Raw genomic sequence first — 26,523 nt, forward strand, 5'->3', positions numbered from 1 at the left:
AAATACATTTTGTTTAAAAAACTACTAAAATGCACTTTTAATTATACTTTGGGTTTACACCTGTTGTAGGTTGAACCGTTGTTTTTGTCCCTCTTGACGTAGTAGGGTCTTCGTTTACTAAACAAGTTGTAATTGTTACAACGCCATCAGATATTGTTTTTGACACCGGATAGGATACACTAAAGTTAACCTGATATGCATAAAAGTTACAAGCAGCAATTTCAGGGGCATTATATGCTATTTTAAACTGTAGATCGTCTGGATCATTGTTCCAGAGTACTTGTATCCCATCCTTATCAATAATAGATTTTGCTTCTGTATTTATAAATACAAGGGCGGATACATTAATAAGCATAGTGTGATTTTTTTCTGGATTTGTCTTTATAATATAATCTGCTTGTACGAGAGGTTGTAAAGGTTTCTTTGGACGGTTATTACTGAAGGAAACTTGAATAGGAACTCCCGTAGAACCACTCGCAGTGGTTGAATTACTTTGAAGAGAAAATGTTGCTTCTGGAATATTATAAAATCCTGGAAGTGTCAATGTTGGTCGGTCTAGCGTTGTTTTTTTTGTGTTCATAATAATGTTGACTTTAAAGATTAATTAGATATTATATAAAATGATTTATAGAATTAATAACTTATTAAAAGTGAAGTAATTCTATAACAAAGAGAACCTAAAATCTTTAATAAGATAGAAGAAATGGAACCAAGTAAGAGATTATTGGTATGAAGTCGTACAAATGGAGTATAAGATGAAATGATTTGAATCAGGAACGAATATTTCCGTATCAATAATAAAGTATAATAAATCACCTATCACTTTAAAGTAGTAGGATAGGAGTACCGTATTTTAAAAGAAAAAAGTGATATTTAATTAACCGGCAAAATCAAGTTGTTTGTTGTTTTTCTGAGCCTTTTGGTCCATCATAGTTCCTAATGCAATACCTATCCCCATGCCTATAGGCATTCCAAGGCCCAATAACCCCATATTATCTATAATTGTACCAAAAACAACACCCAAAGGCAACCCAAAAGCAGACATACCTAGTACCATCCAGAGGTTGCGATAATAGTTTTTCGGAACAAGTTTAAGTTCTTTATGTAGTAGATTAATAATACAAGATTTCTTTTTTGTAATCTTTTTTGAAAAAGCTTTCTTAGAAGATGTAAGTGCATTTACTTCTTTTATATGATCATTAATAGAGATGATAACAGACTCTGGTAATTCTCTTTCTCTTAATTCTTTTAATAACCCTCGGAATGCATTTACCTTCTTTTCCAGTTTTTTGTCTTTCTGTAATAGGGTTGCAGTATTAAGTGTACTTATTTCCATGGAGGTTATATATAAAGTTCTTATCTAAATAGTAGCTATAATCGCCTTTTTGTTACACTTTAGGACATGATTTATAGATATATATTCTGTCTTTGGAGAACAGTTTTGATTTTCGAATTATTATTTTGTTTTTAAAATTTTCTCCATTTTTGGGAGCATTGTTTGACTTTTATCCTGAAAACGTTCCATATCAGATAGTAATGTATTTAATAGCCGAACCGCTTCTTGTATATATGGTCCTTTGTTTAGCATAACGCACTCAGCTCTAAGTGAAGTTACTGCATCGGTAATTTCAGAGCGGGATGGTAATCCCGTTTTTGCTAGATTTTCCAATACTTGTGTTGCCCATACCACAGGAATATGAGCCGCACTACAAATAGATAAAATTTCTTGTTGGACTTTTCCAATCATCTCCCATCCTGTCTCTACTGCTAAGTCACCACGTGCAATCATGACACCTATATGTTCGACTCTCATGGCTTCTAGTAAGATTTCAACCAGATTGTCAAAAGCAATACGTGTTTCTATTTTTAAGACAATGTCAAGTTTGTTAATAGCATTTAGTCTATCGAGTTGGGTTAGTAATTCTTGTACATCTTGTTTAGAATTTACAAAAGAAAAATTGACGATATCTGCATGTGTAGTGACAAACTCAAGGTCTAGAATATCTTTTTTAGTCAGGCCACTAATTCCAAGGTTAGAATCGGGAAAATTGATTCCTTTTTCAGCCTTTAATTTTGAACCATTTTCTGCAGCTCGTGTAATACGAACCTCAAATGTATCTGAAGATACTTTCTCAATAATACCTTCAATTTTTCCGTCATCAAAAAGGATCTTCTTTCCTTCTTCTACTGCTTCAAAAATCTGAGGGAGTTGACACGATATATGCGCTGGTTTTTCAAGATTTCCTTCTGTAGTATAAACCGCAGATGCACCAAGTACTGGGGCTTTAGTAATTATTAAAGTATCATGTTGTTTTAAAAGAAGATGTTGTGGCACAGGATAGACATCATTTACAAGAATAGTTCCTATTTTTTTATTCTTAGATCGTAAAACGGTATTTGTATCTATGTACATCGTTTTATTGCAATGAGCTACAATGCTATTTTCTAAAATCTGGACAACCGTAATCTTTCTACTTTTGTTTCGGCTATCCTTTCCTTTGAGTTCTTCACCGATAGTTAATTGATTATAGTCATCTTTTTCTATTACTATGCTGTTGGGAGAGGTGTCTCGAGTAAATGCTGTAACGATGTGTATGATTGCAGGTCTTAAAATTGCACCTAGTTCATCACGTTTAGGACTAAATTTCCGAACCTTAGGGCCTGGTTCAATTTTACCAGTACGTATTTTAGGTCCAGCAAGGTCCATAGCTATTTTTACATCTTTATTTAGAGCTAAAGCCGCTTTTCGTATGTTCTGGATAATACCTTCCCAAACTTCTTTGTTATCATGAGCACAATTAACCCTTGCACAGTCCATTCCATTTTGAACCATTGCTAGCACCATATCATAATTATAGGCAGCTTCTGTAGGTTGTGTGACCATTATTTTTACTCTCCTTGTTTTAGAACGGACACCAAAGAGAACGTCACTATGTTCACGAAGTATTTTCCTTCCTTTTTTGATAGATAGTGCTGATTTTCCAAGCGCTAATTCGGATTCATTAATAATCCGATATAATATAAATCGTACTTGTAGTAAACTACCTAAAATATGTTCCTCAGCATGACCAAAACGAGTTAGCCCTAAGACTCCTAGTTTTCGTTGGAGATTTCTCTCATCTATTTTTCTAAATGCTGTATAATGAAGTAAATTCTGAGCACTTTTTTTATAAGTAGGATGTACGTTTTCTAGAAGCGTTACAGATTGCTGTGTTTCATTGTTTAAAGTTTCAATGAGCCCTTCAATTTGAGTAATGAGTTTCTTTATTTTTTTAATATTGATTTTCATAGATTCTGGAAGTTACAAAGAAAGATGATTACATACTTTTCAAATTCTTCATTTTGTCTTGTTAATGACAATTATACGCTTTCGCGAAAGCATATAAAAGAAACATCCTTTTTAGTCTTTTGATTTTGATTTCCTTTCAAGTAAAACCTATACAATAACATAGGTTTTATGCGTCTCATTTATAATCCTGCAAAATATTGATCTAAAAATAAAAGTCTTTTTTTAGTCCATTCCTGCATGTACTCTAATTCCTCTGAAGTATTGTCCATTCTTCCCCATCTTATCCCTTCTCTTTCATAAAGCAAGTTTTTGTAAAGTCTTTCATATGCCATGCGTTGTCTTGATGTAATGGAAATAGTATGTAAGATATCTTTTCTAAGCACTAGCCATCGCTTTTTTAATCTTGAGATAAAATTATTAGGATTGACTAAAAGTAATCTACGTAACAATCCGTTTGTTAAAAAAACATCTGTAGTTTCTACACGTTTACCGCTATAAATTGTCCCGAAAGTTCCATCTAAGTCCCAAGGCACATAAAAATAGGGTTCCTCAATATCATACCTAGCTATATAAATATTTTTACCTAAATTATCGGGTGCTCTTAATGTGTTTATAAATAGAAAATAATCAATAAGGTTATCGATATTAAATCTGGAAGCGATCTCTTTTTCAAAATCCAAATCATCACTATGTAGAACAAAGTCAGTAAATTCATATAGAGAGTCCCAAGGCGTATTTGTTGGTACAGGATACTTAATGTCATACCCTCCCCATGAAAGTAAATAATTCTTTTTCTCAGGTAATGAATCAAAAGATGAAGCGCCTAGATATCGTGCGCCTTGAAAAAGCTCTCCTCGTATCGTATCTCCTTGTTCTTTTTTTATTTTAAGTAGTTTACGATCAACCTGTTCTGTAAGAAGATACAGACCTTTATAAGAATTATTTATAAAAACTTCTGTAAAATGTGCCTCAATACCTGCCTTAGCCTTAGGTTCTCTATCCAAGTAATATGGTTTATGAATGTGATTCCAAATATTAAAAGAAAGATAGGACCGTAATCTTATGGGTTCATTATAAAGCGCATCAAGAATCCAATCATCATCGGTACGCATTTCATCCATGGCAAGATGTTGATTAAAAGTCCCTTTCTCATCTTCATAAAGATTAAAATCATAGGTCTTCTTTTGAAAGACTAAAGAACTGCTTCCTCTGAGCTCTATTCCGGCATGTGTTGTAATTGCAATATGTTTATCTATATAAGATACGCTAGTCATCCGTTTAGGTTCATTTACAATAGTTTTCTCTGTATGAAACTGAAATAGTGGAAGTTCTGTAACATATAACGTATACTTTTTTCCTTCGTTTTGTATCAACGTATGCTTTACCTCAGTAATGGGTTTTTCTGTATTAATATCTAATTCATATATAGTATTCTTATATGAAATTGTAGTTACTTCTTGTATATCTGGGTTTGTATATATACTTATGACTGCAATAGATAAAGAATCATCTATAGCCATTGCTTGCTCTGAGATCACTTGCTGCGAATACATTATACTAGATTGTAGACCTAAAGTCAAGAAACATACAATCACAATGTTAAATTTCATATCTATAGATGTTGTTTATATTTTAAGAACACATTTTGAAATCTATACAATAGTACTAAATAAATGAAAACAGACAAATAATACATAATACACGCTTTAAATACCAAAAAATATTTCTTTAATGAGATGAACTTTTTAACTTCAACAATTTCATAAATCGTACTTTGAAACAAAAGTCCTTATTAAGATTGCATATCCAGAATTTAGAGAAGAACTTGATAGAGCCTCTTTTCAGCGTTTTGGAAGTTGTATGTATAACTAAACTTAACCTGATATATTTTAGTTATTTTTAAAATTAAGAATAGTTAATAAACTAAATGCTTTATGGGAATATTTGACTTCAGAGATCCAAATAAAAGAAGGAAAAAAATAGCTACAATCACTGTACATTGCAATCTAAATGAAGTCAGTATTAATACTACTACGATTAATTTTCCAACCAATTATACTACTCTCAAAGAGATTTTAGGAGATGCTACACGTATTGAAGCAATAAAGCATACTAACAATAGTGTATATCTATGGGATGAATTGGGTATTTACTGTAGTACGACAAGTCCTGAAAAAATGCTAATGCTATTGCTAGTTGTAGATAATAGATACGGTTTAGGGTATCAGCCTAAAAATAACTTTAAGGGTACTGTACTTATAGATGGAAAACCTTTAGAAAGTACAATACAAGATGTAGGCGCAGATAGACCATATATGATTAGATCTATAAGTAAAGAAAATAAACAGGTAGCTATAGCATTGGGTTGGAATCCAGTAATTTAACTATCTTGGATATGATTATTTAACACAAGTGATAAAAGTCATCTTTATTAATTGTTAAATAGTTAATCTTTGTCTTAAGATATTTAAAATCAACTATTATGACCAATCAAAGAATTTTAGGATTACTATGCGTATTACTCATTTTTATTACTATAGATGTAACAGCACAAACGTTAAACATAGATGCAGATGTAAGAGCGCGTTTTGAATATAGACACGGCTATAATAATCTGTTTCCAGATGATACAGAACCAGCAGCTTTTGTTCAACAACGTACTCGGTTAAATATAGGTTATAAAGCAGAAAAATTGCAATTATTTGTAGCTGTGCAGGATGTAAGTACTTGGGGGGATACTCGTCAGATACTCGCTATAGATGGTAATGATTCTTTCTCGTTATTTCAGGCGTATGCTCAAATCAATTTTAATGAAAATTGGTCTACAAAATTAGGAAGACAAGTGATTTCATATGATGATCAGCGTATTTTTGGAGGCTTAGATTGGGCTATGCAAGGCCGTTTTCACGATGCAGCAATTATAAAATATAAGAAAGGTAACATTATGATCGATGTAGGAGGAGCTTTCAGTCAGGAAAGACCTCGTAATGAAGGTAATGGTTTTGGTATTCAAGGATTCTTTACCTATAAAGCAATGCAATACGCGTATCTTAAAAAGTCATGGGAGAAAAGTACTGCTAGTTTCTTATTCTTAAATACAGGGTTTCAAGATTTCAGAGGCGTAGATAATGATATTCCAGATGGCGTTTCATATAGACAAACAACAGGAACTTATTTTACATTCCCTATACAAAACATAAAAATGGCAGGTAGTGCCTATTATCAATTTGGAGAAGTAAACCCTACAACAGATTTAGCAGCATATCAAGTGTCGCTTGTAGCGACCTATAAGCAAGGGAAAATAGTATACGGTTTAGGTATGGAGATTTTAAGTGGCACAGATCAAGATGGTGATAGTAAGAATAAATCTTTCTTCCCTCTCTATGGAACCAATCATAAATTTAATGGATTTATGGATTATTTCTTTGTAGGTAATCACGCTAATAATGTAGGACTTAATGATATATATGCAAAAGCTGTTTTTACAACTGGAGAGAAATCTAACCTCCTGGTAAAAGCACATTATTTTGGAGCAAATGCAGATTTAACAGGTGATGAAGACAAATATCTAGGTACAGAAATAGATTTAGTATATACTCAAAACTTAATGAAATTTGTAAAGCTAAATGTGGGATACTCACATATGTTTGCATCTGAAAGTATGAGTTTAATAAAAGGAGGAAGGCCTCATGATAATACAAATAATTGGGGTTGGGTACGACTCATTATAAATCCAAACCTATTTACTGCAAACCTAAATAAGGACAGTCAATAATACTTTTGATATACTACTCATTGAAGTCGTAAGTGATTTACATCTTTTATATGATCATTTATAGGTACTATTACAGGTTGAGGTAGTTCTCTTTCTCTCAATTCTTTTAATACCCCTTAAAATGTATTTACCTTCTTGTTGTAGTAGTGCGGGATCAAGTGTACTTATTTTCATTGAGGTTATATATAAAGCTCTTATCAAAATAGTAGTAATACCCTTCTTTTTGTTTATACTTTGGCAGATAATTCATATGCGTATATTCAGTCTTTAATGAAAAGGTCTTCACTTTTAAGAAGATATTTTTACTAAGGATTTGCTTGTTAAATATATGATTGCATTTTTTATACGCTTTCGCGAAAGCGTACTCTTTATAAAAAGATCTTTTGTATAATTTTATATGGTTTATTTAGTGATTTTCTAAATAGTCGTTAATCACTTTGTACCAAATAATATATCCTTTTTTATTAAGATGAAGGTTGTCAGATGTTAAACTGGCTTTAAGCCCTGTATCATCATACATCTTCTTTCCTATATCGATAATATCTATTTGTTCTTTATAGCAGTAATCTGTGAGTGCTTTATTTAAGGAATCAACACTTGCGTTAAATTCAGGATTATTATGTTGATACATAAGTTTTTGAAACACGGGTGTAATGTTATTATTCTTTAGTGTATCTGCTATTAATTTTAAATTATTCAACGTGTTTTCAAGTGTAGAAGAGCGATAAGAGATATCATTTCCACCACATAGTATGAATACGTATTTTGGTTTAAAAGAAACTGCTTTAGAAGTTTTTTCAACGAGTTTATCACTTGTATATCCTCCCCAACCAAGTTTTATAGGATTATATTGATTAATGTTACGTTTCCAATCTCCATGGTAAGTATGAGAGTCGCCAAACATAACTACTATAGGTTTGCCCTCATGGTCGGGTAGAGAAAGTTGTTCTTGATACTTTGAAATGAATAGGCTTAAGGAAAATAGTGTACCAATTGTAAACAAAACCCAAAGTACTATCTTTTTTAATTTTATTTTTTCACTCATTTACAATTATTGAAACCAATAGTATGATTATAATTTTAAATGTTAATATATAGTAAAATGCTTAAAAACAAAGAAGTATGTATTAAAATTTATAGTGATTTTAGTCAAGACTAGTTTTTAGTATTATAGAGTATAGTAAACAAAATAGCTTTAGAAGCTATTATTTGTTTACTAAATCTCTTTTAAACTTTCCTTTACTTTTTCTTATTCTAACTGCTACTACCTTATATTCTGGACACATGGCTTCAGAATCGTGAATATCGCCTGTAAGATTATTAATCATTATTTCAGGAAAATGGAACGTGGTACTTAAAATTCCTTGCTTCACTTCATCTGTAATACGTGCTTTCACATCTACTTTTCCTCGAGGTGATTCTAAACATACATAATCCCCTTCATTAATTAAATGTTCTGTAGCATCTTCAGGATTAATCATTAAATAATCGTCTTGTAAAATTTGCTCATTCGCAGTACGACGGGTCATCGCCCCACAGTTGTAATGCTCTAATTCACGATTGGTGGTTAGAATATATGGGTAGTCTTTTCCGTGTTCGTTAATTTCTTCGGTTTCACGCCAAGGATTAAATTCAAAATAGCCTTTTCCGCGTTTAAATTCTTTTGTATGTAAAATTTGCGTATCAGTCCCATCTGGTGCAACAGGCCATTGTAAACCATTTTCTCCTAGGCGTTCCCAAGAAATACCAGCAAAGAATGGTACAATCTGAGAAATTTCTTCTAACATACCATCTGGTGTATAATCAGGTTGTGCATATCCCATACGGTTCATAATATCAACTATTATTTGTCCATCAGGTTTTGTACCCTCTACTGGTTCAACAACTTGTCGTACAGCTTGTACTCGACGTTCTCCATTGGTAAAGGTTCCACTTTTTTCTAGGAATGATGCTCCAGGTAAAATGACATCGGCTTGTTTTGCAGTTTCGGTCATAAACAACTCTTGAACAATGACCAAATCAGTAGCATTTAATGCTTTAATAACTTTCTTTGTATTTGGATCTGTCTGTACTACATCTTCTCCAATAATCCATATTGCTTTTAATTTACCTTCTAAAGCTGCATCAAACATTTCAGGGATTTTATAACCAATATGCTTAGGCACATCAACACCATAAAATTCATTATATTTTTTATTCACGTCATCATTGGTCACATCTAAATAGCCTGCCCCTTGATGTGGTTGCACTCCCATATCGGCACTTCCTTGTACATTATTTTGACCTCGTAACGGATTCACACCTACGCCACGGCGTCCAATATTTCCAGTAAGTAAAGCAAGATCAGCAATTTGCATCACCGTAAAAGTACCTTGAGAATGCTCTGTTACTCCTAATCCATGAAAAGACATTGCGTTTGGAGCTGTTGCATAAGCTGTCGCTGCAGCTTTTATGTCTTCGCGATTAACACCAGAAATAGCTTCCAGTTTATCAATGTCTATATTCAGAATCTCTTTTTTAAAGTCTTCAAAACCTTCGGTACGGTTTTCAATAAAAGATGCATCAGCATAACCTTCTGTAATAATATAATACATCATCATATTTAACACAGCAACATTAGTTCCTGGGCGTAATGCCAAATGATGTGTTGCATATTTTGCTAATTCAGTACGACGTGGATCAATAACAATAGATACATTATCTGATTTCATTGCAAACTGCTTCAGTTTAGCTCCAGTAACTGGATGCGCATCTGTAGGGTTTGCACCAATCACCATAATACAATTAGTATCTTTTAAATCATCAATGGAGTTTGTTGCCGCTCCAGTACCATACGTACGTTGCATCCCTAATGCTGTTGGCGAGTGACATACACGTGCACAACCATCAATATTATTAGTATTAATAACAGCTCTGAAGAATTTTTGCATCAAATAATTCTCTTCATTGGTGCATCTTGAAGATGAAATCCCTGCAATAGAATCTGGACCAAATTCAGTCTTATAGTTATTTAATTTACCTGAAATATATTCATATACTTCATTCCAAGTTACTTCTTCAAATTCGCCATTACGTTTAATCATTGGAGAATTTAAACGCTCTGGATGATCATAGAATTTAAACGCATAACGTCCTTTTAAACAAGTATGTCCTTGATTGACTTCAGCATCGTAAGGTGCTTGAATACTTATTATTTCGCCATTAGCAGTAGATATGTCTAAATTACAACCTACCCCACAATAAGTGCAAATAGTTCTAGTTGTATCGGTTGCTGTAATAGCTTTGGATTGAAATATATCTGAAATTGCAGAAGTTGGACATGCTTGCGAACAAGCACCACAACTCACACAATCTGAATCATTAAATGATTGATCTAAACCTTTTATAATACTAGAATCAAATCCTCGTCCAGACATACTTAATACAAACTGGCCTTGTACTTCATCACATGCGCGAACACAACGGTAACAATTAATACATTTAGACAAATCTGAAGTCATATAAGGATGACTTAAATCTTTGGTTTTGTCTAAATGATTCTCACCTTCAGGATAACGTACTTCACGAATCCCTACTTGTGCTGCTACAGTTTGTAATTCACAATTTCCATTTACTTCACAGGTTAAACAATCTAATGGATGGTCTGTTAATACCAACTCTACAATATTTTTACGCAAGGCTTTTACAGTTTCCGAACTTGTATAAATATATTGCCCTTCAGTAACTGGCGAGTGGCAAGACGCCATTGTCTTTAAAGGACCATCTTTTTCTAAAGCAACTTCAACACTACATACACGGCAAGATCCAAACGGATCTAAATTAGGTGCATCACATAAGGTAGGTATCAAGTTTTTCTCTTTATAGCGTCTTACAAAAGACAACATTGTTTCTCCTTCAACAATTTCGAATGCTTGATTATCTATATACGCTGTTTTTTTACTGACACCAGTAAAATTATTAGCTTTAGAGCTTATGATTGGATCTTTCATCTCTTTATATTTTTAGTTGAAGTATTGTTTTAATTCGGTATTAAAATACTGCAACGCGTTTCGTACTGGTAATGGAATTCCACCTCCGTGAGCACATAGTGAGCCCTCTTCTAGAGTGGTTAATAAATCGTCAAATAATTTTCTATCTATTTTATAATCTGATTGCAATGCTTTGGTTGACAATTCTTGTCCACGTTTGGTCCCTAATCGGCAAGGAAAACATTTCCCACAACTTTCATAAGATGCAAAATCAAACAAGTGTTCAATGAATTTCATTATTGGATAGTTATCAGGTACGCAAATTATGGAAGCATGACCGAGTAAAAATCCTTCCTTTGAAAACGATTCAAAATCTAAAGTTAAATCGTCTATTTTTGAAACAGGTACTAATCCACCAAGTGGACCACCTATTTGTAATGCTTTTACCCCAGTTTTAAAACCACCTCCTAAATCGTTTACCACTTCTGAAAGTGGTGTTCCCATTTCTACTTCATACATGCCAGGATTATTAAAGAAACTATCTAAACATACTAGTTTTGTTCCAGAAGAACGATCGGTACCAATTCCTTTCCAATGTGCACCACCGTGTTCGATTATATAATGTAACGCTGCCAAGGTTTCTACATTATTAACTGTAGTAGGTTTATTAAACAAACCTTTTTGTGCTGGAAATGGTGGACGTACACGCACTTCTGGGCGTTGCCCTTCGATTGAATTAATCAATGCAGTTTCTTCACCACAGATATATGAACCTTGTGCTTGTATGATTTTAAAATCGAAATTAAATCCGCTACCGTCAATATTATCTCCTATTAATCCTTTATTACGAAGTGCATCAATAGCATCTTGAACAATGCTTGCAGCTTCAGGATATTCAGCTCTTATATACACCACTCCGTAATTAGCGTGTGTGACATAGCCAGAAATTAGCATTCCAAATAGTACAGAATGTGGACGTTTTTCTAATAAATATCTATCTGAATATGCGCCTGGATCACCTTCATCGGCATTACAAATAATGAATTTGGTTTCATTTTCTACATTTCTACAGAATTGCAATTTTAGTCCCATTGGGAATCCAGCACCACCACGACCTCTAATATTAGAAGTTTTAATTTCTTCCAATGTTTCAGCAGAGTCTCTGTTTAGTACATCTAAAAAAGGTTTGTAATACGTATCAATATCTGTAAATGCTTCTATTAAGATTTCGCGACCATTTGCCTTAACATTGTATGTGTCTTGATTCAATTCGTTATCTGAACTGAGAATGGTATCTATATTGTTTATGGCTTCGCCCGAATAATTCTTTCCTTTATAATGAAATGCAGTGTTTTCGTGACAACGCCCTAAACAGGTCATATGTCCAATTTCATCTGCATCAAAATGGTTTTGAAGTGTTTCTCCTAAAGCCTTTTGCGTACCAGCACATTCACATGCTGTTCCGTTACAGACATATACTTTTTTGCCTTTATTTTCAGGTTTTAAGAAATCGTAAAACGATGCTGTACCATAAGTATTGGCTGTACCTACCAAAAACTCTTTGGCTAACACATCCAATTCTTGATCATCTGGGGCACCAGTTGGTTGTGCCAGTTTTCCCATTTTATCAAACAGGCTTTCATGGATTCCTTTTCTTCCTAGTAATTCACTTAAATTATCTGACATATTCTTTTAACTAGCTTTGGTGTTTTCTTTACTCGATAATCGAGATTAAATTATTCAATCTTTAATTCAATTATAATATTTTTTTTCTTTTATCATCATTTATAGCTATACCCAAAGTATTAGCTGTTTTAATGCGTTGCGGATTGGAATAGCAGGTAGCTCTTGTATCTCTACAAAACGCAAACAATGTAATTCCTAATTCTTTAGCATAATCTACCGCTAAAGATGATGGCGCCGAAACCGCAGCCAAAAAGGGAATTTTCGCTTTAAAGCATTTAATAATGATTTCATACGAAATACGACCACTTACCGTCATTACTTTTGCTTGGTCAAATTGTTCTGTTTTGATAAGTTTCCCAATCACTTTATCAACAGCATTATGTCGTCCGATATCTTCCATTGCACAGAGCAGCTTGCCTTCCATTGAAAATGCCGCCGCCGCATGTGTACCTCCCGATTGTCTAAAATCAAATTGATAGGCATTCATTTTATTAAATAGTTGATGGATTAAATTGATATCAATCTTCTGAGTATCATTAATGGTAGTTCCCATAAACGATAAATCACCCAATTCAGTTTTTCCACAAATACCACAAGAAGATACTGATAATAGACTTCGGCTATTGGTATATCCTTTACCTAATTGATCTTCAGGAATGCTTAAATTCACAATTGTTACAATTCCATCTTCATTTTCTCTTTTTAAAACAATATCTGGATGAAAATTCGTATTCTTTATAATATCTTCAGAGTGTAACAAACCACGCACCAAACTCACATCTTCCCCAGGTGTTCGCATTGAAACCGTAAAAGGGGTGTCGTTTATATTAATCTGCAAGGCTTCTTCAATAGTGAGTGCATCCATTATGTTTTTGGATGCTCCAACTTCAAATTTTTTGCCTTCATAATTGCGTGTTGCCATTTTCTATTCTCTAACTAATTTTTAAAATAAGCCCGAAATATTACCGTCATTATCAATATTAATACGTTCTGATGCAGGATGCGCTGGTAATCCAGGCATGCGCATCATATCGCCAGTAATGGGCACTAAAAAACCTGCGCCTGCAGCAATTTCTATCTCGCGTACGGTGATTGTAAAATCTTTAGGTCGCCCAATTAGTTTTGGGTTATCTGACAATGATTTTTGCGTTTTTGCAATACATACGGGTAAACCTTCTAACCCTAAATTGGCAATGGTTCTTAAATTTGCTTTTGCTTTTGCTGCATACTCCACACGACTTGCACCATATACTTTTTTAGCAACAGCTTCAATCTTATCAGTAACGGACATATCCCAACTATACATAGGTGTGAATTTAGAATTACTAGCCTCTACAATATCAATTACATGTTGTGCCAATTCTAAAGTACCTTCACCTCCTTTAGCCCATCCTTCTGCTAGTGCTACTTTTACTCCTTTTTCATCTGCAAATGCTTTAATTAATGCAATTTCATCATCACTATCAGATATAAAACGATTAATCGCAATCACTGGTGTAATATTAAACTGTTGTACGTTTTCTAAATGTTTTTCAAGATTTGGTAAGCCTTGACGTAATGCTTCTACATTTGGTGTTGTGAGTTCTTTTAAATCGGCACCACCGTGATATTTTAACGCACGAATGGTCGTTGTAAGTACTACTGCTTTTGGTGAAATACCTGCGCTTTGACATTTAATATCTAAGAATTTTTCAGCACCTAAATCGGCTCCAAATCCTGCTTCCGTAACCGTATAGTCTGATAAAGACATTCCTAAACGTGTTGCAATTACAGAATTGGTTCCTTGAGCAATATTTGCAAAAGGTCCTCCATGAATAATTGCTGGATTCCCTTCTATGGTTTGTACTAAATTTGGTTTAATAGCATCTTTTAATAAGGCTGCCATTGCTCCTTGTACATTTAAATCTTTAGCATATATGGCTTTTCTTTCGCTTATTTTACCAAAAGTATATCCTATAAAAATATTACCAATACGACGTTTTAAATCTTCTAGATCTTCAGCTAGACATAAAATAGCCATAATCTCAGAAGCTGCTGTAATATCAAACCCTGTTTGTCTAGGTATTCCAGATCCTGTGCCACCTAAGCCTACAACGATATTACGCAATGCGCGATCATTCATATCCATCACACGTTTCCACACTACCGTTCGAGCATCGAGACCTAAGGAATTGGTTTTACTTTGAATATTATTATCAATGACTGCAGAGAGTAAATTATGTGCCTTTTCAATCGCTGAGAAATCGCCTGTGAAATGCAGATTGATATCTTCCATTGGTAATACTTGCGAATAACCTCCTCCTGTTGCTCCTCCTTTTATTCCAAATACAGGACCTAATGAAGGTTCTCGTAACACTACAGTTGTTTGTTTTCCTAATCGATTTAACCCTTCTGATAAACCGATAGACATTGTAGTCTTTCCTTCACCTGCAGGTGTTGGTGAAATTGCTGTAACTAAAACTAAATTACTTTGTTGAACTTTATCTAAGTCAATTTTTGATTGTGGGAGTTTGGCTTTATATTTTCCATACATTTCAATATCGTCATCTGATAACCCTAATTTTGCAGCAATTTGACTGATATGCTTTAGTTCTACTTGATTTGCAATTTCTAAATCGTTCATTTTTGATTTGTTTTGAAGGTATTAAATTAAAAAATATCCTCAAGATATCAATTTTTCAACCACCTATCGCAATCATACTGCGATTTTTGCTATGAATTTTCAAGTTTTTAAATTTTTCAATAGTATTCATTCCATTTCTTACTTTCTTTTTAGAAAGTAGTACCTTCTCTATAATTGGAGCGATAGCTTCTCCATTTCTTAAAGGAGTAAGAATATCAGATTCCGAAGTTGAAAACAAACAGTTCTTAAGCTGGCCATTTGCAGTAAGTCGTATTCTATTACAACTATCACAAAATGGATTTGTAACAGAACTAATCACAGCAAAAGAACCTTGATACTCTTTTATTTTGTAATTCTTAGCAGTATCATTTGGTAAATCATGAAGTCTTATAAAATGATTAGTATCATAATGCGAATATACTTCTTGCAGTATTTCCTCAAGGGACACTAATTTTTCCATATTCCATTCATTCCCATCAAAAGGCATAAACTCTATAAATCGAATCTGAAGAGGTTGATGTTTAGTAAGCTCAATAAAATCGATAATTTCATTATCATTAAAGCCTTTCATTAAGACGCAATTTACTTTTACCTCAAAACCTTCTTTTACTAGCAATTGTATGTTATGATACACTTTCGCGAAATAATCTCTACGCGTAATACCTTTATTCTTGTCAATGTTTAAGGAATCTAAACTTACATTAATTTTCTGAATTCCGTATTCTTTGAATTGTTTTATAAACTTATCTACAATCACTCCATTGGTAGTTATTGCCAATTCTACAGGAAGTTGAGCTAATTTTTCAAGTATTAACAATACATCTTTTCGTATCAATGGTTCTCCTCCGGTTAGTCTAATCTTTGTTACCCCGTGAGTCACAAACTCTTTTGCAATGGTATAAATTTCCTCATAAGTCATAATATGTTCCTTAGGAGAAAGCTGTATACCATTGGCAGGCATACAATAGGTGCAGCGTAGATTACATCGTTCTGTAAGCGATATACGCAAATAGTTGTGTTCTCTGCCAAATGAATCGGTTAGTATATTACCTACTTCTTTCATATTAATCGTGTCTCGCTCCTTTTAAAATTCTAAAAACGTGAAGTAATGAGGGGAAAATAGCATCCATAGACTCGCGAGCTCCATTTGTAGATCCTGGCAAGGCAAGAACCAATGAATTTTTAATAGTCCCGGCAACACTTCTAGATAGCATTGCATATGGCATACGATCTTGACCATATTTTCTTATGGCTTCTTCAACACCAGGAATAGTACGATCTAAAAGAGGTTTTAGTGCCTCTGGTGTTACATCTCGCTGCGATAAACCAGTTCCTCCTGTGTAGATAATTAAATCTACACCTTGCTCTTGATAGTGTTTTGCTTTTTCTTGAATGATAGCCTTCTCATCTGGGATGATACTATAATCATGTATTGCTACCTCGCAAGCTTCTAGTTTTGCAATGATAGCTTTTCCAGCTTTGTCTTCTTTTTTCCCTTCAGAAATAGAATCTGAACAAACAATAACAGCCGCTTTTAAATCGCGTCTAAATTTATCTTTAAAGCTCGATTTTCCGCCCTTTTTCTCTATTAATTTAATGTGATGTATCTCAATCCCTTTATCAATAGGTTTTAGCATGTCATACATATTTAAAGCAACGATACTAGCACCATGCATAGCTTCTACTTCAACACCTGTTTTATAAATAGTTTTTACAGTTATTAATACTTTAATTTCTAAGCCATCTATTACATACTCAATAGCTGTATATTCAATAGGTAATGGATGACAATCAGGAAGTAAATCTGAAGTTTTCTTAACACCTAATAGCCCAGCGGCTTTACTCATAGCAAAAACATCGCCTTTAGGCACTGTTTTATTATTAATAGCATCAATAGTTTCTTGGCGACTCACCTTTACAATTGCTTGGGCAACTGCTGTTCTCAATGTATTATTTTTATGCGTTATATCTACCATTTTAAGATTTACTATTTATTATTGATTATTTGGTATTTAAGGTCTTTCTAGAGGCTATAAAAATAGAAGTTAATTCACTTGATTCTTTTAACACGTGTGTTATTCTATCCTTTGAAATTAAGTCTTCATCTATTGAAAATTCTATCCAAAAATTAGCCTCATCTACCTCTTCAATCACAATACTTAGTTTTGCAATAAAACTAGGTTTTGATTGTGCAACACAAGCTGCTCTATAATTTGCTGCTACAGAAGTTACACATCTAATCAATTGTTTTTTGATATGATTCGAAACGTAAGTATTTGGCAATAATTCAGTAACCTTTATACAGTTATGTGCAAATAGTTTAGTTCTCTTTTTAAGTTCTTCTTTCATAGAAATTTAATAATAAATAGTCATTAAGAAATAATCAATTATTAACTTTCCATTGATGTGTTTGATCTTCAAATATTTCTTTTCCAAAAACTGGTGCTTCTGATTTTATTGCTTCTACGACATATTCTAGAGCCTTAAACACTTCCTTTCGCCTTGGTGAAGATACAAATACAAAAAGGCAGATTTCACCAGTTTTTACAACTCCTAAGCTATGGTAGATATGCATACAAGTCAAATTAAATTTTTCAAAAGTAGCCTCACGTATTTCATGAAATTTCTTAGTAGCCATCTCTTCATAAGCGGTATAATCAATGGCAATAACTTCTTTGCCATCTATTTGATCTGCACGTACTTGCCCTAAAAAAATGTTGTGAGCACCTATTTGGGTTTTGGATTGATGTTTAGCTATAGAGGTTCCAATAAATTCGGAAGAAATTGGCCCTTGCTTAAATACGTTCTTATAGGTTGTTTTCATCTTTTATCTTCATTTTAATAACGCTTTCGCGAAAGCGGAAACCCCACCTTTCAAACTAAAGCAATTCGTAATATTATGTTCTTTTAACAATGCAACTGCACGAGCACTGCGTACTCCTGATTGACAGAAAACAATTGTTTTTTTATTTTTTGAAATTAAATCACGTTGGCTTATTAAATCTTTTAATGGAATTTCTAATATCCCATCCAAAGTGATACGAGGTTGTTCGGATACTTCTCGGACATCTATATATTGAATGTCTTCATTTATGGTATCTTCTATTGTAATTTCAGGGATGGAAGGTGTACAGAAGGAACTATCATCTATAACTTCAAAATGATATCCCTGCGCTTGTACTTTATCTATTTCTTCTTGATTACGAGTAATCCCGATAGTTCTTGACTGATTTGTAAGTGCATTAAAGCAATATAACTTTCCTGAAAGAGGACTACCAATGCCCAATATGATTTTAAGAACTTCATTTGCCTGCATAGTTCCAATAATACCAGGTAATACGCCTAAAACTCCAATTTCTGAACAATTAGGTATTGTATCTTTTTTTGGAGGGTCTGGAAATAAGCATCGATAACTAGGCCCTTTTTGATAATTAAAGACAGTGACTTGACCTTCAAACTTATAAATCGCACCATATACTAATGGTTTATCTAAAATAATAGCCGCATCACTAATAAGGTAACGTGTTGAAAAATCATCAGTCCCATCTACTATAATATCATAGTGTTCAAAAATAGTTATAACGTTTTCTGAATCTAATCTTTCTGGATAAGAATGAATGGTGATCGTTGGATTGAGTTGCAATAATCTTTCTTTAGCAATTATTGCTTTATTAAGCCCAATAGAAGCGGTGTTAAATAAAACCTGACGTTGTAAATTTGATTCATCAACAGTATCAAAATCTACAATACCAATTGTACCAACACCTGCGGCTACCAAATATTGAAGTATAGGGCATCCAAGGCCTCCAGCTCCAATCATTAATACCTTTGCAGCATGTATTTTGTCTTGGCCTATTTCTCCAATTTCATTTAAAATAATATGTCTGTTATATCTACTCAATGTTGTCTTTATTATTAGCCTCCTGCAAAAGGAGGTAAAATTGCTATTTCTTGACCAGTAAGGATAGCCTCTTCTGAAACTATCGCTTGATTTTGGGCTATTCTAAAATCCTTATTCCTGAAGTCTGGGTATTTATCTAACAATACTGTTTTTAACTCAGAAATTTTCTCAATTGAAACATCAAGCTCTTCAGAATTACAACGTGTAATCTCTGCGAGCATACCAAAATATTTTACTTCAATTTGCATTGTTTAGCTCTTTTAAGTCATCAAGACTATTAATATTCTTCACACATTCACTTTGTTTGTCATTTAAGACTAAATAGCTTGTGTTATCCAACTTTTCAATCAGGCGCATCATTCTTCGTTCACCAGACTGTAATAATGACTCACAAACTTTGTAACAGTTTTTATTATATAGCGCTACTAAAGGCATAATATTAGTACTTACTTCACAGACTACTGCTGTTGTTCCTTTGCGATATCTAGCTATTAATTCTTCTAATATATCAGACGTAATAAGTGGGACATCACAACTCAATACAAGATTAAGTTCTGTATTACTTTCTTTTAAACCACTGTACAATCCTGATAATGGTCCAGCTTCAGGAATACTATCTTCTACTCGTTTATATCCCAGTGTATCATATTTAGGATAATCACTTACAATGATTATTTCGTGTACTATAGGCTTTAGAGCATCAATACTGTGCTGAACAAATAGTTTGTCTCTCCAAGTAACAAAACCTTTATCAGTTCCCATTCGAGAGCTTTTCCCTCCTGAAAGTATGATTCCTGTTATGTTTGCTTTATGTGTCATTATATCAAAATCAACTTTATTGATGCAGCAATTAATACTACGACTAGCATATATCTTACACCTTTGTTTGACATTTTTTTACTCCCATAATAGCTACCTAATAAACCACCTATTATTGCAAGGGCTACCATTAAAAATGATTGACTATTTAAAGTGATTCCAGTACTAAATTGCCCTGCTAATCCAGCAGCGGAGTTTACCCAAATGAATAGCGCAGATACTGCTGCAGCTTCCTTCATTTTACCCCAATGTAGCAATAGAATAATTGGGCTTAAAATAATTCCACCACCTATACCTATAAGTCCAGAAAAGAAACCTATTAAGCCTCCAACGAGGAGTCCTTGCCAAATTTTGACTTTATAAATAATATCACTCTCTTTACCGAATATGTTTAGCATTTTTAATATGGCAAAAATTAACAATACGCCAAGTATTATTTTGTAAATACGAGTGTCAACTTCTATCATTCCTCCTAAAAATGCCATAGGAATTGAAGCCACAGCAAAACTTAAAAAGAGTCGTTTATTAAAATAGCCTTCTTTGTAGTAAAAATAAAAAGCTGTTCCTGCTACAAATAAATTTAATAGCAAAGCTGTAGGCTTCATAGTTTCTGGTGCTATAGAAAACAGAGACATTAATGCAAGATATCCACTAGCCCCACCATGTCCTACACCTGCATACAAAAATGCAATTACAGGAAGGATACAAAGGAAGACCCAAAAATATGGAAGATCTGACATCATATAGCATCTAGCGCTTTAAGTTGTTGGTCTAAAAATTCCCAACAGTTTTTATTTATATTTTCAAAGGCTTCTACAAGTTGTTTTCCATAAGGGGTAACGACTGTACCACCTCCTTGCTGTCCGCCTATAGTTTTTGTTACTACTGCTTCTTTTGCAGATTTATTTACTGTATCAACAAGTGTCCATGCCTTTTTATAAGACATTCCTATTGATTTTGCTGCTTTAGATAAGGAACCATGTGCTTCGATTGCTTTTAATAACTTTACTCTTCCTTCACCTAATAACATAGTATCCCCAACTTCAATCCAAATCCTACTTCTAATTTTATAATCGCTCATAATCAACAACTTATTTAACAGACAATAGTATTGTTTTTACATTTTGTCCTTTATGTACTTGTTTTGTATTCTCAGGTAAAAAAACCAGTGCATTTGCATCTCCAAAAGCTCTAATCATTGCAGAACTCTGTCCATCTAAAATTTCGACACCATCATTTTGCATTCTTGCTTTTAAAAATTGAGCGCGATCTCCTTTTACCGTATAATCTGTTAGCAAAGGCATTAAAACATTTGGAAAGCTTGTGTTGCATGCTCCTTCGCTCTTTTTTAAAAGTGGATATACGTAGACATAAAAACAACTTAGCGCTGCAGCAGGATTCCCTGGAAGCCCAAATATGGAAACTTGATCCTTTTTACCAAAAAACAAAGGTTTTCCCGGTTTTTGCTTTACTTTATAAAAAATCTCTTCTACGCCTATATCTTTTAACGCTCTTCCTACAAAGTCATAGTCACCTACAGAAACGCCTCCAGTAACTATAACTACATCATAATTTTGTATTACATCATTTAATGCTTTTTTTGTCTTTTCATAATCATCTTCCACAGTTACAACAGAGGTGTTTTTATACCCTAATTCGCTTAACACTGCTGTTAACATGCTACCATTGGATTCATACACTTTACCATAAGGTAATACATCTCCAGGATTTACAAGTTCGTTTCCCGTAACCACGATGGCTATAGATGGTTTTTTATAAACCTGAATTTTTGTAATACCTAAACTTGCTAAAAAACCAACATGCGCTCCTTTTATAGTAGTGCCTTTTGCCAAAGCAAGATCTCCAATTTTGATTTGTTCTCCTTTTGGTCTAATATTTTTATTTGGTTGTATAGATTCTTCTAGAATGATCTTACTTCCATGTACGATTACCTTCTCCTGCATTATCACAGTATTTGCCGTATCTGGTACAGGAGCTCCTGTAAATATTCGTACTGCATCCCCAATATTTAAGTTCGGGTTATCATCATCTCCAGCTTTTATCTCACCAACTACAGTATAAGGTGTGTCATCAAAACCGTTAATAGCATAACCATCCATTGCAGATTGTCTATATGGAGGCATCTCAATTTTTGAAATCACATCCTCGGCCAAAACAAAATCCAATGCATCTTTAATAATTACTTCTAAAACCTCAGAAGGCTTTGCACTATGTAATAAAACTAAATCTCGAGCTGTTTTTACATCTATCATATATTAATACGTTACCCTATGCTTTATCTAAATGTATGATTCATAAATAGTTTACTTTCTTTTGCTGGTTTATGAATCATCTTACATCCATAATTATAAATAGGTGTTAACTAAAGCGTTGTGTACACACAAATATAACGCTTACTTTTTTATATGTTAGATGACTTTTGTCATCTTTTCTTAATTAGAGTTGAGCGAAATTTGGTAACTTGTTAAGGACTTGTTAATGAATTTTAGAATATTATTAATCTCCTTAATAACTAAAAATCGAAAAGATGCCAATAAAAAGTTATCTAGCTCACTCAGTCATTGGGAAAAAAGAAGAACTGATGATTGCCTTAAAAAGTCTTGATCATTGCGAAGTTATTCCTGCAAAAAATCAAGATGTTTTAGCATTAGTTACCGATACTTCTAATGATAAGGAAGAAGAGATTTTAAAAGAAAAAATTGAAAGCATAAGTAGCCTCAAATTATTATCTCTAGTTTCTGGTTTTAATACACCTCAAAATTAAATATGTCTATGTATACATCTGTAACAAATAGAAGGAATTTTATAAGAAAAATGGCAATGCTATCTGCAATGACAGCTGCGGCGTCTATGTTTCCAGGGATTTTATTTGCAAGTGAACAAGAAGAAAGAATTCCTAAAGATGCAAATTTGGATTGGAAAAAGGGTCCTTGTCGATTCTGTGGCGTAGGATGTGGCATACTCGTAGGTACTGAAAATGGAAAAGCAGTGGCGGTTAAAGGAGATCCAAATTCTTCTGTAAATAAGGGTTTATTGTGTGTAAAAGGATACCATCAGATTATGTGTATACAATCTAAAGATAGGCTTACGCATGCTTTAGTAAAGAAAAATGGTCGTTACGTTAAAACGCCTCTTGATGAAGCTTTAGATATTGTCGCAACTAAAATGAAGGATACTATAGCAACACATGGTAAAGATGCTGTAGCTATGTATACTTCTGGGCAATCTACAATACCTGAGGGGTATGTTGCTTCTAAATTTATGAAAGGAGCCATTGGTACAAATAATCTAGATTGTAATGCTCGTCTTTGTATGGCTAGTGCAGTTACGGGGTTCTTAACCACTTTTGGCGCAGATGAGCCTATGGGTTGTTATGAGGATATAGATTACGCAGATTACTTCATTACTTGGGGGAATAACATGGCAGAAATGCATCCGGTATTATTCTCAAGAATGCTAGAACAAAAGACAAGACGTGGCGCAAAAATTATTGATTTTGCTACAAGAACAACACGTTCAAGTACAGCTTCAGACAGATCTATCTTATTTGAGCCACAAACAGATCTTGCTGTTGCAAATGCAATTTGTTATGAGATTATAAAGAATGGATGGGTGAACAAATCGTTTGTTGAGAAGCATTGTAGTTTTAGTAAAGGAGTTACTAATATGGGATATGGCTTAGAAGACAATTATAAGTTTACTGATAAACCAGAAAAAATAGATTTTGAATCCTATAAAGAGTTCCTAAAAGAGTATAGCCCAGAGAAAGTCTCTAAATATTCTAAGGTCTCTGTAAAAGACATTAAATATTTGGCATCTATTTATGGTGACCCAAATAAAAAGGTAGTTTCTTATTGGTGTATGGGAATGAATCAACATACACGAGGAACCTGGATGAATAATCTAGTATATAATATTCATTTACTGACAGGGAAAATTTCACAACCAGGAAATGGCCCTTTTTCTTTAACAGGTCAACCATCTGCGTGTGGTACTGCTCGTGAAGTAGGCACCTTTACCCATAAGCTTCCTAAGGGAGTTGTAACCAATGAAAAACATAGAAAATTAGCTGCAAAAATATGGAAAGTTCCTTATGAACGTATTCCTTCTAAACCAACGTATCACGCTACAGAAATGTTTAGAGCTGTTGATCGTGGAGAGATAAAATTTATATGGACACAAGCTACCAATCCGTTGGTTTCATTACCTAAGACTAGTCGCTATCGTCCAGGGATGGAAAAAGAATCATGTTTTGTTGTGGTATCAGATGTATTTCCGACACCTACTTCTGATGTGGCGGATGTTATCCTTCCAGCTTCTTGGCATATTGAAAAAAGTGGATTATATGGTAATTCTGAACGTAGAACACAGCATTGGGATAAAATGATTGATGGTCCTGGTGAAACAAAACCGGACGCTTGGATGTTTATCGAGGTTGCAAAACGTATGGGATATGGTGATTTGTTTCCTTATAGTGAAGAAAATCATGTAGAAGAAATTTATAATGAGTACCGTCAATTTCATGAAGGTGCAAAACACGGAATGGCTCCACTGGAAGTTCTCAAAAAAGAATCTGGCGCAATTTGGCCGTACGTAAATGGAAAGTCAACTCAATGGCGTTTTAATGCAAAATATGATCCAGCGTGTTCTAACGGTGAAGCGTTTCATTTTTATGGAAAACCAGATGGAAAAGCAGTGATCTGGCAACGCCCTTTTGAAGAAGCGCCAGAAAAACCAGATCAAGAATACCCATTCTGGTTAAATACTGGGCGTGTTATAGAACACTGGCATACGGGATCTATGACACGAAGAATACCAGTATTACATCAAGCAATGCCTAATGCATATGTAGAGTTTCATCCAGATGATGCTAAATCTCTAGGAATTAGAAATGGGGAAAATATAAAAGTGACATCACGAAGGGGTTCTTGTACACTACCAGCATCCATCAACGAAAGAGGACTTCCTACCAAAGGACAAGTGTTTGTTCCTTTCTTTGATGAGAATATGTTGATTAATGATGTAACTCTAGATGCTTTCTGCCCGATCTCTAAAGAGCCTGATTATAAAAAATGTGCTGTTAAAGTAGAAAAGGTATGAGAAAGAGACTAGTAATCATATCACTCTTTATTGTCATGTTTATAACATTTATTGTTATATGGAACTTTAGCTATCAAAAAGGGTTAGAAGATGCATATATTCCAGTTATAGATACTCCTACAGGTAATTTTATCCCTTCAGAATCCGGAGTTTTTAAACGATTTGATAATACGGATCTGGATTATTCAAATATGCCTGTAGATGAAAACCATCAGCGAACACTTAAGGATTATTATGACAATAGAGCTTATCCAGGTGCGCCACCAAGTATTCCGCATCCAGTTGCTAAGGAGCGTAGTTATGGGGGAAACACGTGTATACAATGTCATCAATATGGAGGATTTGTAGAAAAATTTAATGCATATGCGCCCATTACTCCGCATCCTGAGATGGTAAATTGTCGTCAGTGTCACGTTACAAAAAACACAAATAATACATTTACTGAGTTCGCTTTCGCGAAAGCGGACCCACCCAGTATAGGAGAAGGAATAAACAATGCTATGCCTGGAAGCCCTCCTATGATACCGCATCAATTACAAATGAGAGAAAGCTGTATTTCTTGTCACGCAGGACCAAGTGCTCCTGAAGAAATCAGAGTAACTCATCCAGAACGAATAAACTGTAGACAATGTCACCTACCTAAAAATACCGAGCTACACAAAGTAGACGTGAGCACTTTTCTAAGACAATTTGATAAGATCAATGAAAAATAAACACATAACATATTGCTTTCTTGTGATTCTAACTATTTCTCTGAGTTCTTGCAAAAAGGAAGGGGAATATCACTCGATTACCGAAAAAATAGAAGCAGAGCAAAAGCCCTATCACGGCACGCTTACATCAGAAGAGTTACTAGCCGACACAGACTTAATTGAAATTACAGAAGGCGTACACACGTTCTTAATTCCAGAACGAAAAGGGCAGATTAAATCATTTGCATGTATAGAATGTCATAGCAAACCATTATCAGAAATGAAAAGTGGACTAGGACAAAAAGCACATTGGGATATACAATTAAATCATGCAGGTTTAGGTACGATGAATTGTGCTACTTGCCATAATGGAGAAGATATGAATAGTCTTAATACCATAACAGGGCAACAAGTAGATTTTAACCTTAGTTATAAACTTTGTGCACAATGTCATTCTAATCAGTTTGAAGACTGGAAAGGAGGTGCGCATGGGAAAAAAGTAGCTGGATGGGCTCCTCCAAGGGCTTCGATGACGTGTGTGAATTGTCATAATCCACATAACCCAGGTTTTGAAACCAGATGGCCTGTACAATTTAATATTCAGAAAGCATTAGAACGTAAGGACGATTTAGATCACTAAAAAAGAAAA

25 protein-coding genes are annotated in these 26,523 nt (G+C 34.0%); 6 read left to right on the forward strand and 19 right to left on the reverse strand.

What is annotated here, in order from left to right:
- Positions 1-37 precede the first annotated feature (37 nt).
- The 4 genes from ABJD27_RS16290 to ABJD27_RS16305 form a co-directional block, all read right to left on the reverse strand.
- Entirely contained in the window at positions 38-580 is a 543-nt protein-coding gene (locus tag ABJD27_RS16290; protein ID WP_348173753.1) for a hypothetical protein, read from the reverse strand.
- A 297-nt stretch (positions 581-877) separates the two neighbouring features.
- Positions 878-1,336 carry a hypothetical protein gene (locus tag ABJD27_RS16295; protein ID WP_348173751.1) on the reverse strand — a complete coding sequence of 153 codons (459 nt, stop codon included), beginning with the start codon at positions 1,334-1,336 and terminating at the stop codon, positions 878-880.
- A 120-nt stretch (positions 1,337-1,456) separates the two neighbouring features.
- Positions 1,457-3,289 carry a pyruvate kinase gene (locus tag ABJD27_RS16300; protein WP_348173749.1) on the reverse strand — a complete coding sequence of 611 codons (1,833 nt, stop codon included), beginning with the start codon at positions 3,287-3,289 and terminating at the stop codon, positions 1,457-1,459.
- A gap of 179 nt (positions 3,290-3,468) precedes the next feature.
- A complete protein-coding gene (locus ABJD27_RS16305; protein WP_348173747.1) occupies positions 3,469-4,899 on the reverse strand; it encodes a CotH kinase family protein in 1,431 nt (476 codons plus the stop codon).
- A gap of 324 nt (positions 4,900-5,223) precedes the next feature.
- Here ABJD27_RS16305 and ABJD27_RS16310 point away from each other — a divergent pair, with 324 nt between their 5' ends.
- Both ABJD27_RS16310 and ABJD27_RS16315 read left to right on the forward strand, forming a co-directional pair.
- Positions 5,224-5,673, forward strand: coding sequence for a hypothetical protein (locus ABJD27_RS16310; RefSeq protein ID WP_348173745.1), 450 nt, complete (start codon positions 5,224-5,226; stop codon positions 5,671-5,673).
- Between the two features lie 98 nt (positions 5,674-5,771).
- Complete coding sequence (locus ABJD27_RS16315) at positions 5,772-7,064, forward strand: hypothetical protein (protein WP_348173743.1); 1,293 nt, start codon at positions 5,772-5,774, stop codon at positions 7,062-7,064.
- Between the two features lie 406 nt (positions 7,065-7,470).
- Here ABJD27_RS16315 and ABJD27_RS16320 read toward each other — a convergent pair whose 3' ends face one another.
- The 15 genes from ABJD27_RS16320 to glp form a co-directional block, all read right to left on the reverse strand.
- Positions 7,471-8,109: a GDSL-type esterase/lipase family protein gene (locus ABJD27_RS16320; protein WP_348173741.1), complete on the reverse strand. Its 639-nt coding sequence runs from the start codon at positions 8,107-8,109 to the stop codon at positions 7,471-7,473.
- Between the two features lie 160 nt (positions 8,110-8,269).
- Positions 8,270-11,053 carry a formate dehydrogenase subunit alpha gene (gene fdhF / locus ABJD27_RS16325; RefSeq protein ID WP_348173739.1) on the reverse strand — a complete coding sequence of 928 codons (2,784 nt, stop codon included), beginning with the start codon at positions 11,051-11,053 and terminating at the stop codon, positions 8,270-8,272.
- A gap of 12 nt (positions 11,054-11,065) precedes the next feature.
- Complete coding sequence (locus tag ABJD27_RS16330) at positions 11,066-12,718, reverse strand: NADH-ubiquinone oxidoreductase-F iron-sulfur binding region domain-containing protein (protein WP_348173737.1); 1,653 nt, start codon at positions 12,716-12,718, stop codon at positions 11,066-11,068.
- A gap of 70 nt (positions 12,719-12,788) precedes the next feature.
- Positions 12,789-13,640, reverse strand: a complete 852-nt coding sequence (gene fdhD, locus ABJD27_RS16335; protein ID WP_348173735.1) for a formate dehydrogenase accessory sulfurtransferase FdhD — start codon at positions 13,638-13,640, stop codon at positions 12,789-12,791.
- Between the two features lie 21 nt (positions 13,641-13,661).
- On the reverse strand, positions 13,662-15,341 hold the full coding sequence (locus ABJD27_RS16340) for a formate--tetrahydrofolate ligase (protein ID WP_348173733.1): 1,680 nt from the start codon (positions 15,339-15,341) through the stop codon (positions 13,662-13,664).
- 55 nt (positions 15,342-15,396) lie between these two features.
- Positions 15,397-16,404 carry a GTP 3',8-cyclase MoaA gene (moaA, locus tag ABJD27_RS16345; RefSeq protein WP_348173731.1) on the reverse strand — a complete coding sequence of 336 codons (1,008 nt, stop codon included), beginning with the start codon at positions 16,402-16,404 and terminating at the stop codon, positions 15,397-15,399.
- 1 nt (position 16,405) lies between these two features.
- A complete protein-coding gene (moaCB, locus tag ABJD27_RS16350) occupies positions 16,406-17,317 on the reverse strand; it encodes a bifunctional molybdenum cofactor biosynthesis protein MoaC/MoaB (protein ID WP_348173729.1) in 912 nt (303 codons plus the stop codon).
- Positions 17,318-17,342: 25 nt separating this feature from the next.
- The gene (locus tag ABJD27_RS16355) at positions 17,343-17,690 is read right to left on the reverse strand and encodes a four helix bundle protein (protein WP_348173727.1); all 348 of its coding nucleotides are present in this window, start codon (positions 17,688-17,690) and stop codon (positions 17,343-17,345) included.
- 34 nt (positions 17,691-17,724) lie between these two features.
- On the reverse strand, positions 17,725-18,165 hold the full coding sequence (locus ABJD27_RS16360; protein ID WP_348173725.1) for a molybdenum cofactor biosynthesis protein MoaE: 441 nt from the start codon (positions 18,163-18,165) through the stop codon (positions 17,725-17,727).
- Positions 18,166-18,174: 9 nt separating this feature from the next.
- A complete protein-coding gene (gene moeB, locus ABJD27_RS16365; RefSeq protein ID WP_348173723.1) occupies positions 18,175-19,242 on the reverse strand; it encodes a molybdopterin-synthase adenylyltransferase MoeB in 1,068 nt (355 codons plus the stop codon).
- Positions 19,243-19,256: 14 nt separating this feature from the next.
- Positions 19,257-19,490, reverse strand: coding sequence for a MoaD/ThiS family protein (locus ABJD27_RS16370; protein ID WP_348173721.1), 234 nt, complete (start codon positions 19,488-19,490; stop codon positions 19,257-19,259).
- Positions 19,480-20,061, reverse strand: coding sequence for a molybdenum cofactor guanylyltransferase (locus ABJD27_RS16375; protein WP_348173719.1), 582 nt, complete (start codon positions 20,059-20,061; stop codon positions 19,480-19,482). Before ABJD27_RS16375 ends, ABJD27_RS16370 begins: the two co-directional genes overlap by 11 nt.
- The gene (locus ABJD27_RS16380; RefSeq protein WP_348173717.1) at positions 20,061-20,804 is read right to left on the reverse strand and encodes a sulfite exporter TauE/SafE family protein; all 744 of its coding nucleotides are present in this window, start codon (positions 20,802-20,804) and stop codon (positions 20,061-20,063) included. Before ABJD27_RS16380 ends, ABJD27_RS16375 begins: the two co-directional genes overlap by 1 nt.
- Positions 20,801-21,142: a molybdenum transporter gene (locus tag ABJD27_RS16385; RefSeq protein WP_348173715.1), complete on the reverse strand. Its 342-nt coding sequence runs from the start codon at positions 21,140-21,142 to the stop codon at positions 20,801-20,803. Before ABJD27_RS16385 ends, ABJD27_RS16380 begins: the two co-directional genes overlap by 4 nt.
- Positions 21,143-21,152: 10 nt before the next feature.
- Entirely contained in the window at positions 21,153-22,334 is a 1,182-nt protein-coding gene (gene glp / locus ABJD27_RS16390; RefSeq protein ID WP_348173713.1) for a gephyrin-like molybdotransferase Glp, read from the reverse strand.
- Positions 22,335-22,609: 275 nt separating this feature from the next.
- Between glp and ABJD27_RS16395 the strand changes: the two genes are divergently transcribed.
- From ABJD27_RS16395 to ABJD27_RS16410, 4 genes are read left to right on the forward strand one after another with little or no spacing between them, the layout of a single operon-like run.
- A complete protein-coding gene (locus tag ABJD27_RS16395) occupies positions 22,610-22,846 on the forward strand; it encodes a hypothetical protein (RefSeq protein ID WP_348173711.1) in 237 nt (78 codons plus the stop codon).
- 8 nt (positions 22,847-22,854) lie between these two features.
- Positions 22,855-25,182: a molybdopterin-dependent oxidoreductase gene (locus ABJD27_RS16400; RefSeq protein ID WP_348173709.1), complete on the forward strand. Its 2,328-nt coding sequence runs from the start codon at positions 22,855-22,857 to the stop codon at positions 25,180-25,182.
- A complete protein-coding gene (locus ABJD27_RS16405) occupies positions 25,179-25,895 on the forward strand; it encodes a cytochrome c3 family protein (protein WP_348173707.1) in 717 nt (238 codons plus the stop codon). Before ABJD27_RS16400 ends, ABJD27_RS16405 begins: the two co-directional genes overlap by 4 nt.
- Positions 25,885-26,514, forward strand: coding sequence for a cytochrome C (locus ABJD27_RS16410; RefSeq protein WP_348173705.1), 630 nt, complete (start codon positions 25,885-25,887; stop codon positions 26,512-26,514). The genes ABJD27_RS16405 and ABJD27_RS16410 overlap by 11 nt, the downstream gene beginning before the upstream one ends.
- The last annotated feature ends 9 nt before the right edge of the window (positions 26,515-26,523 follow it).

The organism is Dokdonia sp., assembly GCF_039945015.1.
Taxonomy (GTDB): domain Bacteria; phylum Bacteroidota; class Bacteroidia; order Flavobacteriales; family Flavobacteriaceae; genus Dokdonia.

Coding starts and splice junctions, on each gene's coding strand:
- ABJD27_RS16290 (WP_348173753.1), bottom strand. CDS start 580: ATGAACACAAAAAAAACAACGCTAGACCGACCAACATTGACACTTCCA.
- ABJD27_RS16295 (WP_348173751.1), bottom strand. CDS start 1,336: ATGGAAATAAGTACACTTAATACTGCAACCCTATTACAGAAAGACAAA.
- ABJD27_RS16300 (WP_348173749.1), bottom strand. CDS start 3,289: ATGAAAATCAATATTAAAAAAATAAAGAAACTCATTACTCAAATTGAA.
- ABJD27_RS16305 (WP_348173747.1), bottom strand. CDS start 4,899: ATGAAATTTAACATTGTGATTGTATGTTTCTTGACTTTAGGTCTACAA.
- ABJD27_RS16310 (WP_348173745.1), top strand. CDS start 5,224: ATGGGAATATTTGACTTCAGAGATCCAAATAAAAGAAGGAAAAAAATA.
- ABJD27_RS16315 (WP_348173743.1), top strand. CDS start 5,772: ATGACCAATCAAAGAATTTTAGGATTACTATGCGTATTACTCATTTTT.
- ABJD27_RS16320 (WP_348173741.1), bottom strand. CDS start 8,109: ATGAGTGAAAAAATAAAATTAAAAAAGATAGTACTTTGGGTTTTGTTT.
- fdhF (WP_348173739.1), bottom strand. CDS start 11,053: ATGAAAGATCCAATCATAAGCTCTAAAGCTAATAATTTTACTGGTGTC.
- ABJD27_RS16330 (WP_348173737.1), bottom strand. CDS start 12,718: ATGTCAGATAATTTAAGTGAATTACTAGGAAGAAAAGGAATCCATGAA.
- fdhD (WP_348173735.1), bottom strand. CDS start 13,640: ATGGCAACACGCAATTATGAAGGCAAAAAATTTGAAGTTGGAGCATCC.
- ABJD27_RS16340 (WP_348173733.1), bottom strand. CDS start 15,341: ATGAACGATTTAGAAATTGCAAATCAAGTAGAACTAAAGCATATCAGT.
- moaA (WP_348173731.1), bottom strand. CDS start 16,404: ATGAAAGAAGTAGGTAATATACTAACCGATTCATTTGGCAGAGAACAC.
- moaCB (WP_348173729.1), bottom strand. CDS start 17,317: ATGGTAGATATAACGCATAAAAATAATACATTGAGAACAGCAGTTGCC.
- ABJD27_RS16355 (WP_348173727.1), bottom strand. CDS start 17,690: ATGAAAGAAGAACTTAAAAAGAGAACTAAACTATTTGCACATAACTGT.
- ABJD27_RS16360 (WP_348173725.1), bottom strand. CDS start 18,165: ATGAAAACAACCTATAAGAACGTATTTAAGCAAGGGCCAATTTCTTCC.
- ABJD27_RS16370 (WP_348173721.1), bottom strand. CDS start 19,490: ATGCAAATTGAAGTAAAATATTTTGGTATGCTCGCAGAGATTACACGT.
- ABJD27_RS16375 (WP_348173719.1), bottom strand. CDS start 20,061: ATGACACATAAAGCAAACATAACAGGAATCATACTTTCAGGAGGGAAA.
- ABJD27_RS16380 (WP_348173717.1), bottom strand. CDS start 20,804: ATGATGTCAGATCTTCCATATTTTTGGGTCTTCCTTTGTATCCTTCCT.
- ABJD27_RS16385 (WP_348173715.1), bottom strand. CDS start 21,142: ATGAGCGATTATAAAATTAGAAGTAGGATTTGGATTGAAGTTGGGGAT.
- glp (WP_348173713.1), bottom strand. CDS start 22,334: ATGATAGATGTAAAAACAGCTCGAGATTTAGTTTTATTACATAGTGCA.
- ABJD27_RS16395 (WP_348173711.1), top strand. CDS start 22,610: ATGCCAATAAAAAGTTATCTAGCTCACTCAGTCATTGGGAAAAAAGAA.
- ABJD27_RS16400 (WP_348173709.1), top strand. CDS start 22,855: ATGTATACATCTGTAACAAATAGAAGGAATTTTATAAGAAAAATGGCA.
- ABJD27_RS16405 (WP_348173707.1), top strand. CDS start 25,179: ATGAGAAAGAGACTAGTAATCATATCACTCTTTATTGTCATGTTTATA.
- ABJD27_RS16410 (WP_348173705.1), top strand. CDS start 25,885: ATGAAAAATAAACACATAACATATTGCTTTCTTGTGATTCTAACTATT.